Below are 8,096 nucleotides of genomic sequence, written 5' to 3'. Positions count from 1 at the left end.
TCCAAGTCCTGATGGATCCAAATGAATACGATAAACTGCAGAACAGTCTCTTTGCCTCCTTTCAGCATCTCAACACTTCCATCCTAGCCATCAGTTCTCTGATCATCCTTGCCTTGACAATCTTTTTCTTTCGAAAAGCAGTCGTTCTGGATGTCTTGCACCTGCAAAGAGAAACGGCTCAGATACTGGGACTCGATGTTGAAAAAGAACAGAGAGAGCTACTCTGGGGCATCGTGCTTTTGACCTCAACAGCTACTGCCTTGGTAGGGCCTATGGCCTTCTTCGGCTTTATGCTGGCCAATCTCACTTACCTGATTGTCAAAGATTATCGGCACAAGTTGCTCTTTATCGTAGCCATTCTGATTGGATTTATTAGTTTGACCTTGGGGCAAGCCCTTATCGAACGAGTCTTTGCGCTGGAAATTCGCATCAGCATGATCATCGAGAGTCTGGGTGGCTTCTTATTCTTTATCTTACTTTATAGGAGGGCGCGTCGGTGAAATTGGAAAACATTGACAAATCCATTCAAAAACAGGATATTTTGCAAGACATTTCCCTTGAAGTCAGTCCTCAGAAACTGACAGCTTTCATTGGTCCAAATGGTGCTGGAAAATCAACTCTTCTCTCCATCATGAGCAGACTGACCAAGAAAGATCAGGGGATTCTCAGTATTAAAGGTCGTGAAATCGAGAGCTGGAATTCGCAAGAACTAGCCAAAGAACTGACCATCCTAAAGCAGAAAATCAATTACCAAGCCAAATTGACTGTAGAAGAACTGGTCAGTTTTGGACGTTTTCCCTACAGTCGTGGTCGACTGAAGGCAGAAGACTGGGAAAAGATCCGAGAAACTCTGGACTATCTGGAACTGACAAACTTAAAAGACCGCTACATCGATAGTCTGTCTGGTGGACAGCTCCAACGTGTCTTTATCGCCATGGTACTGGCTCAGGATACAGACTTTATCTTGCTAGACGAACCGCTCAACAACCTCGATATCAAGCAAAGCGTCAGCATGATGCAGATCCTTCGGCGACTGGTGGAGGAACTTGGCAAAACCATTATCATCGTCCTCCACGATATCAACATGGCTAGCCAGTATGCGGATGAAATTGTTGCCTTCAAGGACGGTCAAGTCTTTTGCAAGGGAAAGACTGCTCAAATCATGCAGGCTGACCTGCTCAGTCAACTCTATGAGATTCCCATCACGTTGGCTGATATCAATGGCAAAAAGATCTGTATCTATAGCTAGCTATTCTGAACTCATGTTAGAGAACCCTCTGTCTCTTAGCTAACAAGCCTATCTAAGAGCCCCCCCTACATCGTTATCACATTTTAAAAAGGAGAAATCATGAAAACATCCCTTAAACTTTATCTCACTGCCCTAGTGACCAGCTTCTTGCTCCTACTTGGTGCATGTAGTACAAATACAAACTCAAGCACTAGCCAGACAGAGACAAGTAGCTCTGCTCCAACAGAGGTAACCATTAAAAGTTCACTAGATGAGGTCAAGCTTTCAAAGGTTCCTGAAAAGATTGTGACCTTTGACCTCGGTGCTGCAGATACTATTCGCGCTTTAGGTTTTGAAAAGAATATCGTCGGAATGCCTACAAAAACTGTTCCGACTTACCTAAAAGATCTTGCGGGAAATGTCAACAATGTGGGTTCCATGGTTGAGCCAGACCTAGAAGCCATTGCTGCTCTTGAACCAGACCTAATTATCGCTTCACCACGTACCCAAAAATTCGTAGACAAGTTCAAAGAAATCGCGCCAACCGTTCTCTTCCAAGCAAGTAAGGACGACTACTGGACTTCTACCAAGTCTAATATCGAATCCTTAGCAAGCGCCTTTGGTGAAACTGGTACACAGAAAGCCAAAGAAGAATTGGCAAACCTGGATAAGAGTATCCAAGAAGTCGCTACTAAAAACGAAAGTTCTGACAAAAAAGCCCTTGCTATCCTCCTCAATGAAGGAAAAATGGCTGCCTTTGGTGCCCAATCTCGTTTCTCTTTCTTGTACCAAACTTTGAAATTCAAGCCAACTGACACCAAATTTGAAGACTCTCGCCATGGCCAGGAAGTCAGCTTTGAAAGTGTCAAAGAAATCAATCCTGACATCCTCTTTGTCATCAACCGTACCCTTGCCATCGGTGGGGACAACTCTAGCAACGATGGCGTCCTAGAAAATGCCCTCATCGCTGAAACTCCTGCTGCTAAAAACGGTAAAATTATCCAACTAACACCAGACCTCTGGTATCTAAGCGGAGGCGGACTTGAATCAACCAAACTCATGATTGAAGACGCACAAAAAGCTTTGAAATAAGCAAGAAACCCCAACATCATCTGATGTTGGGGTCATTTTTCTTCTTGATTTCGTCTGAGAGAAAAGTGGTCTGGGACGGGGTCCTTCCCTGTTTTCGACCAGGGATGACAACGTAAAATCCGAGCCAAGCCCATCAGAACACCCTTGAAGCCATGTTTTTCAATAGCCTGAATCATGTAGTTGGAACAAGTCGGCTCAAAGCGACAAGAGGGTGGAAAGGCCGGTGAGATAAAACGTTGGTAAAAGCGTACTGGCGCTATTAAGATTCGTTTCATTATTTCTTGGTTACAGCCATAGTGTGTAGTTGGCTGATTTCTTTTTTATTAAGGCGACGGGATTCTCCTGGACGAAGACCTGTCAAGTCTAAGTGTCCAAAACGTGTCCGAGACAACTTATCCACTTGAAGACCGACGGCTTCAAACATCTTTTTAACCTGATGATTACGGCCTTCATGTATGGTCAACTGCACTACTGAGCGATTTTTGACTGGATCCACTTTGAGAATCTCATATACAGCTGGCTTGGTTTTCTTGCCATCAATCTCTAGGCCGCGGGTCAAGGGACGGAGATTTTCCTTATTGGCCACACCTTTAACACGCGCGACATAGACCTTGTCAATCTCATTACGGGGGTGAATCATTTCATCCGTAAAGTCCCCATCATTGGTCAAAATCAAGACACCTGATGTATCCCAATCCAAACGTCCCACAGGGTAAATGCGCTCCTTGACATTGGGCAAGAGATCCACAACAGTCTTTCGGCCCTTGTCGTCTGTCACACTGGAAATCACTCCACGTGGTTTGTTAAGCAGATAGTAGACCTTTTCTTCGTTGTAGATGGGCTGGCCCTCAACTTCGACCTTGTCACCTGACTTGATGGTCGTTGCGAGTTCACGCACTACCTGTCCGTTGACCGTTACCAATCCTTGCTTGATCAGCTCTTCTGCTTTTCTCCTACTGGCCACACCTGCGTGGGCAATATATTTATTGATTCTCATCTTCTTCTATCCTTTCACCAAATAATTGGCTTTCTTGGGCTTGAATCTCAAGCTCATCAATCACTGGCAGTTCTTCCAAATGGTTAATCCCCATGTAATCTAGGAAATAATCCGTAGTCACATAGAGGTTGGGGCGGCCCAAAACTTCTTTTTTTCCATCTTCTCTTATCAATTCAAAAGCTTGTAGCTTAGCTAGAGCTCCACTAGAATTGACCCCACGAATAGCATCAATCTCAATTCGGGTAATCGGTTGCTTGTAGGCAATGATGGACAAGGTCTCAAGGGCAGCCCGAGACAAACTTTGGTTGATTGGTGCCTTGGAGTATTCCTTCAAAATCTCTGCAAATTGAGGCTTGGTGACCAATCTGTAAGCTCCACCTGTCTCGATCAGGGACAAGCTCGACTCTTGGTCTTTTTCATACTTCTGGGCTAATTTTTCTAAACTCTGTTGGATGCCTGTCGGTGGAAGTGAGAGGAGTTCAGCCAACTGACGAACCCGAATCCCATCTTCACCTGCCACAAACAAGAGCGCTTCTATTTCTGCTAAAGTACTCATCTTTCCTCTCTATCAAGTCTAGCTTTATGCCTCTTGACTTTCTTCCTTCTTTTCCATGAGATAGATATCTCCGAAACTCTCCTCTTGCACGAGGATTAATTCCTGGGTTTTGATTAACTCTAAGGTCGCCAAAAAGAGGGTAATGACCTCTTGGACATTCTGGGCTTCCTTGAACAAATCCTGCAAGCGCAACTGGTCTCGTCCAGCCAAGGACTCTTTTACGATGACCATCATGTCCTCAATCTTATACTCATCGCGCAGGATGGTCGTGTGGTTCTGAGCGAACTCCTCTTTTTTCTTGGCTAGGATATTTGAAAAAGCCAAAAAGAGGTCAATGGTCGTCCTGTCATGCACAAGCTCCGCATCCTCGTAAATCAACTCTGTCGGCGCTTTGGAATAGTACTGGGCCCGATCTTGGTGCTTAGCCTCCAAGTGCTCACCCAAGAGCTTGAACTTGCGGTATTCTTCGATTTGAGAGAGAAGGTCCTGCTCCAGGTCATCCTCTAAGTCTGTCACTTCTGCTACCTTTGGCAAGAGCTTGCGACTCTTGATCAGCATCAGCTGACTAGCCATGACCATATACTCGCCCGTCACTTCCAGACGCATTGCCTGCAAGGTTGAGACATAGGCTAGATACTGTTCGATGACTTCTGTGATAGGCACATCGTAGATATCCATCTGGTACTTAGAAACCAGGTGCAAAAGCAAGTCCAGCGGCCCTTCAAAATCTTTTAATTTAATATCCATTATCTATATTTTTCTAAGGTCAGGACTGTTTTTAATCCTAGTTTTTTTGCAATTTCGTACAAATCGACCTTGTTTTCTATCTGTCTTAGAATGAACTGTTCCCGCAAGGCTTGGGCTGATAAGGCTGGAAAACCTTTCTCCTTGACAAAGGACTCCAGCTGACGAAAGGCCCACTGACGAGAATAGGTTTTCCCACTCCTTTCAAAGAGATAGGTCTGCCCCATCAAGGGTTCCAATTCTGGAGTCAAGGTCGTGGGTATGGTGACAATCCTCTGTTGGGAAGCCTTGCTGATTCTCAACACTTGAAAATCCAGATTGATATCTGCAACCTTAAGGGCTAAAATCTCACTTGGCAAGAGCCCTATTTCCAAGATAAGAAGCGCCAGCAAGCGTCCTTCTGGATAATTACTTTCCTGCCAAAAAGAGTCTAAATTTAGAATCTCTGGCTTTTCAGTCTTCTTTTCAGCTTGTTTGGCTAATTCCAGACGGTAAAAGCTGTCCACTTCTCCGTTTCGATAGAGAAAGTAGAGAAATTGGTTACAGGCCGAAAGTTTTCGCTTCTGGGCGCTGATTTTTAGATTGGCTAGCTGGGCTTGGTAAATCTTAAGACTGGTCTCAGAAATCCGCTCACCCACAATGTCTAAAAATTGCTCCAGATCATACTTATAGGACTGCTTGGAATTGGTAGACAAGCCCTGTTTTTCCTCTAAAAAGGCTGAAATGCTATCTCTCATTTGCATCGAATCTCATATTCCTTACTAAAGTCATGTAAGAGAGCATTGACGGCCTTGAGGATGGACTTGCGCGTGATGATTCCTTGAAAAATCCCTTCATCATCTACCACTGGCAAGAAGGGTTCATCCACCAGTTTATGGAGGACCTCTGTGATGTTATAGTCTGGAGCGACAACTGCCACATCCGTCTTGGTCATATTGACGATGTCTGTCGTTGCCATCTGCTCATCCGTCAAACCTTGCTCCATTTGATAAGCCAAAATGTCTCTCAGACCAATGGTTCCGACAAAGCGTTTGTCAAAAGTCACAACAGGGATACGGGTATAAGTGATTTGGCTCAGCACTAAAATCGCATGGTCGGCATTGTGGGTATCAATCAAAGCTGCTAGATTCTCAGCAGGGGTAAGAAAAGTCTCTTCCTGCTCCAATAAAAATGCTTCAAATTCCTTGGCAATCATCGAGCAAACTCCTTGGACAAGCCTGGATAAACCTCATGGTCACGTGTCAAAAACTCTACTTTGAAATAGCTGTTATCAATCTCCACACGTGCATAGAGGCATTCTCTAATAGTTCCTCGTGGTTGGCTGATGGAGCCTGGATTTAGAAAAAGAGTCTTGCCTTCCATCCAAGCATTTGGTACATGCAAGTGACCATAGAGACAGATATCGGCATCTTCTTCCTGAGCCCAGTAGTCCAACTTTTGAAAGTTGAAATTGATATCAAACAAGTGTCCATGCGTCTGGATGATCTTGGTTGGACCAAGTTGAGTTACCAAACGTTCTGGGTAGCCAGCATAAAAGTCCATGTTGCCTTTGACGACATGGATGCCCTCCCAGAGCGAAGAGTCTGGTCGGAGTTCTGAGTCACCATCGTGAAAAATGGCATCAACTTTACCTAGATAGCGGTCACGAATTTCTTCCACAATCAAGCTATCTCCATGGGAGTCACTCATTACAATGATGGTTTGCTTTGCCATGATGGAAATACCTCCAAAAGTTTCTTAACGGCTAAGGCGCGGTGAGATTGGCTATTTTTTTCTTCAAGGGTTAGCTCTGCTGAGGATTTACCTGTCTCTCCTACAAGGAAGAGGGGATCATAACCAAAACCATTCTCCCCCTTGGGTTCAAAGTTAATGTATCCTGGCCAGTCAGCTTCAACAACCAAGCTTTCCTTGTTTGGACTAGCTACGACTAGGGTTGTATGGAATTGAGCTGAGCGGTCCTTGAGTTCAAAGACCATGGCCAATTCGTGCAAGAGTTTGGCATTGTTTTCACGATCAGTTGCTCCCACACCTGCAAAACGGGCTGACCAGACTCCTGGCAAACCGCCGAGGACATCGACTTTGAGACCTGAGTCATCTGCCAAAACCATCTTTCCTGTTAATTGGGAAATGGTTTCTGCCTTCAGGCGGGCATTTTCTTCAAAGGTCATGCCTGTTTCAGCAACTTCAGGTAGGTTTGGATAGTCATTGAGATTTTCCACATCGTAGCCTAACTTGTCAAAGATAGCTCGGAATTCCTTGGTCTTGCCCTCGTTACGAGTCGCAATGAGCAGAGTTTCTCTAACCTTGCTAGTTTCAAAGAAGGCTTCTACATCGACTCCTTCTTTAGGCAATTCAACATGCAAAAGCTTTCCATTTTCAACCAAGAGCAGAGCTCCCTGACGTTGGATGACTTCTAGATTGCGACCTGCTTCGGCATTTAAAATCTCAACGATAAAGGAGAGCAGACGGAAGTTAGAAGACCAGCGCATCACCGTTATCGTAATCGGAAAGCCATTTTCCTCGTCCCGAAAAATCCGCGCTAAATCCATAAAATCAAGCTCGAGAGGATCTTTGATAAGGCTATAGATGCCTCCATAGACATCCCAGACACCGACATACCAGTCCTGGTCATCCTTGTATTCATAAATTTTGTTTGTCATAAAGTTACATGCTCCACATGAATCTCTTTTTCCAGCCATTCTGCTCCAATCTGGGCAAAACTTTGGCTATTGGCTGTTGTGTAAAAACGATGTTGAAGAGGTCCCGCATCTCGGCTACGATTGATTTCAAAATAGTTAAGCAAAACCGAGATATCCCGTACACACTCTGCCCCACTATCGATGAGCTGAACCTTTGGTCCCATGACATTTTGGATGATAGGGCGAAGGAGTGGGTAATGGGTACAACCCAAAATCAAGCTATCCACCTTGCCGACCAAGGGACGCAGGGTTTCATAAACCACTTTCTTAGTGACACTGGTTGACAGGGCACCAGACTCCACCAAGGGAGCAAACTTGGGACAGGCCAAACTCTCCACCTGTAAATCCGGATCCAGATCATGGATTTTCTGACGGTAGATGTCTGATTGGACCGTCATGGGCGTTCCAATGACTCCGATTTTCCCACCTTGACTGGACTTGATGGCTGCCGAAGCTCCTGGCAAAATCACGCCTAGGACAGGAATATCTAGTTGAGCCTTGATTTCTTCCCAGACGACCGCAGTCGCAGTGTTGCAAGCAATGACAATCATTTTGACATCCTTGGTCAAGAGAAAGTTGACCAACTGCCAAGTATATTCACGGATTTGCTCAGCAGGACGGGGACCATAGGGCGCCCGTGCCGAATCTCCAATATAGACGATTTCTTCATGGGGAAGCTGGCGCATGAGCTCACGAACAACGGTCAAGCCCCCGACACCCGAATCCAAAAAACCAATTGGTCGATTATCCATACAGTCTTCTTTCTAGTCTTTTTTCTGA

The 8,096-nt window shown here is 45.1% G+C and carries 12 protein-coding genes; 3 read left to right on the top strand and 9 right to left on the bottom strand.

Annotated features, from left to right (window positions below):
- The 3 genes from HMPREF0849_RS08510 to HMPREF0849_RS08500 all read left to right on the top strand — a co-directional run.
- Window positions 1-500 (top strand): iron chelate uptake ABC transporter family permease subunit (locus HMPREF0849_RS08510; protein ID WP_000304098.1); only part of this gene is annotated, 500 nt, incomplete at its 5' end.
- Entirely contained in the window at window positions 497-1,249 is a 753-nt protein-coding gene (locus HMPREF0849_RS08505) for an iron ABC transporter ATP-binding protein (RefSeq protein WP_000764282.1), read from the top strand. The genes HMPREF0849_RS08510 and HMPREF0849_RS08505, both read left to right, overlap by 4 nt.
- A 99-nt stretch (window positions 1,250-1,348) precedes the next feature.
- A complete protein-coding gene (locus HMPREF0849_RS08500) occupies window positions 1,349-2,320 on the top strand; it encodes a siderophore ABC transporter substrate-binding protein (RefSeq protein ID WP_000858291.1) in 972 nt (323 codons plus the stop codon).
- A gap of 32 nt (window positions 2,321-2,352) precedes the next feature.
- On the opposite strand, the gene yidD is transcribed toward HMPREF0849_RS08500, so the two are convergent.
- The 9 genes from yidD to racE are packed head-to-tail and all read right to left on the bottom strand — an operon-like array spanning window position 2,353 to window position 8,068.
- Window positions 2,353-2,595, bottom strand: a complete 243-nt coding sequence (yidD, locus tag HMPREF0849_RS08495) for a membrane protein insertion efficiency factor YidD (protein WP_000821626.1) — start codon at window positions 2,593-2,595, stop codon at window positions 2,353-2,355.
- Entirely contained in the window at window positions 2,595-3,317 is a 723-nt protein-coding gene (locus HMPREF0849_RS08490; RefSeq protein ID WP_001222230.1) for a pseudouridine synthase, read from the bottom strand. The genes yidD and HMPREF0849_RS08490 overlap by 1 nt, the downstream gene beginning before the upstream one ends.
- On the bottom strand, window positions 3,304-3,873 hold the full coding sequence (gene scpB / locus HMPREF0849_RS08485; RefSeq protein WP_000105290.1) for an SMC-Scp complex subunit ScpB: 570 nt from the start codon (window positions 3,871-3,873) through the stop codon (window positions 3,304-3,306). Before scpB ends, HMPREF0849_RS08490 begins: the two co-directional genes overlap by 14 nt.
- A gap of 24 nt (window positions 3,874-3,897) precedes the next feature.
- Window positions 3,898-4,620, bottom strand: coding sequence for a segregation/condensation protein A (locus tag HMPREF0849_RS08480; RefSeq protein ID WP_000351893.1), 723 nt, complete (start codon window positions 4,618-4,620; stop codon window positions 3,898-3,900).
- Window positions 4,620-5,354, bottom strand: coding sequence for a site-specific tyrosine recombinase XerD (gene xerD, locus HMPREF0849_RS08475; protein WP_277619949.1), 735 nt, complete (start codon window positions 5,352-5,354; stop codon window positions 4,620-4,622). Before xerD ends, HMPREF0849_RS08480 begins: the two co-directional genes overlap by 1 nt.
- Entirely contained in the window at window positions 5,351-5,812 is a 462-nt protein-coding gene (gene cbpB, locus HMPREF0849_RS08470; RefSeq protein ID WP_000560696.1) for a cyclic-di-AMP-binding protein CbpB, read from the bottom strand. The genes xerD and cbpB overlap by 4 nt, the downstream gene beginning before the upstream one ends.
- Entirely contained in the window at window positions 5,809-6,330 is a 522-nt protein-coding gene (locus tag HMPREF0849_RS08465) for a metallophosphoesterase (protein ID WP_001118947.1), read from the bottom strand. The genes cbpB and HMPREF0849_RS08465 overlap by 4 nt, the downstream gene beginning before the upstream one ends.
- The gene (locus HMPREF0849_RS08460; RefSeq protein WP_000182432.1) at window positions 6,306-7,277 is read right to left on the bottom strand and encodes a nucleoside-triphosphate diphosphatase; all 972 of its coding nucleotides are present in this window, start codon (window positions 7,275-7,277) and stop codon (window positions 6,306-6,308) included. Before HMPREF0849_RS08460 ends, HMPREF0849_RS08465 begins: the two co-directional genes overlap by 25 nt.
- Complete coding sequence (gene racE, locus HMPREF0849_RS08455; RefSeq protein ID WP_000370379.1) at window positions 7,274-8,068, bottom strand: glutamate racemase; 795 nt, start codon at window positions 8,066-8,068, stop codon at window positions 7,274-7,276. The genes HMPREF0849_RS08460 and racE overlap by 4 nt, the downstream gene beginning before the upstream one ends.
- Between the last annotated feature and the right edge of the window lie 28 nt (window positions 8,069-8,096).

Source organism: Streptococcus sp. C300, from assembly GCF_000187645.1.
GTDB classification, from domain to species: domain Bacteria; phylum Bacillota; class Bacilli; order Lactobacillales; family Streptococcaceae; genus Streptococcus; species Streptococcus oralis_CQ.
This window is presented reverse-complemented; position numbering and strand designations above follow the sequence as displayed.

What these genes read in the sequence shown, in the direction of transcription:
- HMPREF0849_RS08460 (WP_000182432.1), bottom strand. Translation starts at nt 7,277, where the DNA reads ATGACAAACAAAATTTATGAATACAAGGATGACCAGGACTGGTATGTC.
- HMPREF0849_RS08465 (WP_001118947.1), bottom strand. Translation starts at nt 6,330, where the DNA reads ATGGCAAAGCAAACCATCATTGTAATGAGTGACTCCCATGGAGATAGC.
- HMPREF0849_RS08500 (WP_000858291.1), top strand. Translation starts at nt 1,349, where the DNA reads ATGAAAACATCCCTTAAACTTTATCTCACTGCCCTAGTGACCAGCTTC.
- cbpB (WP_000560696.1), bottom strand. Translation starts at nt 5,812, where the DNA reads ATGATTGCCAAGGAATTTGAAGCATTTTTATTGGAGCAGGAAGAGACT.
- racE (WP_000370379.1), bottom strand. Translation starts at nt 8,068, where the DNA reads ATGGATAATCGACCAATTGGTTTTTTGGATTCGGGTGTCGGGGGCTTG.
- HMPREF0849_RS08480 (WP_000351893.1), bottom strand. Translation starts at nt 4,620, where the DNA reads ATGGATATTAAATTAAAAGATTTTGAAGGGCCGCTGGACTTGCTTTTG.
- scpB (WP_000105290.1), bottom strand. Translation starts at nt 3,873, where the DNA reads ATGAGTACTTTAGCAGAAATAGAAGCGCTCTTGTTTGTGGCAGGTGAA.
- yidD (WP_000821626.1), bottom strand. Translation starts at nt 2,595, where the DNA reads ATGAAACGAATCTTAATAGCGCCAGTACGCTTTTACCAACGTTTTATC.
- xerD (WP_277619949.1), bottom strand. Translation starts at nt 5,354, where the DNA reads ATGAGAGATAGCATTTCAGCCTTTTTAGAGGAAAAACAGGGCTTGTCT.
- HMPREF0849_RS08490 (WP_001222230.1), bottom strand. Translation starts at nt 3,317, where the DNA reads ATGAGAATCAATAAATATATTGCCCACGCAGGTGTGGCCAGTAGGAGA.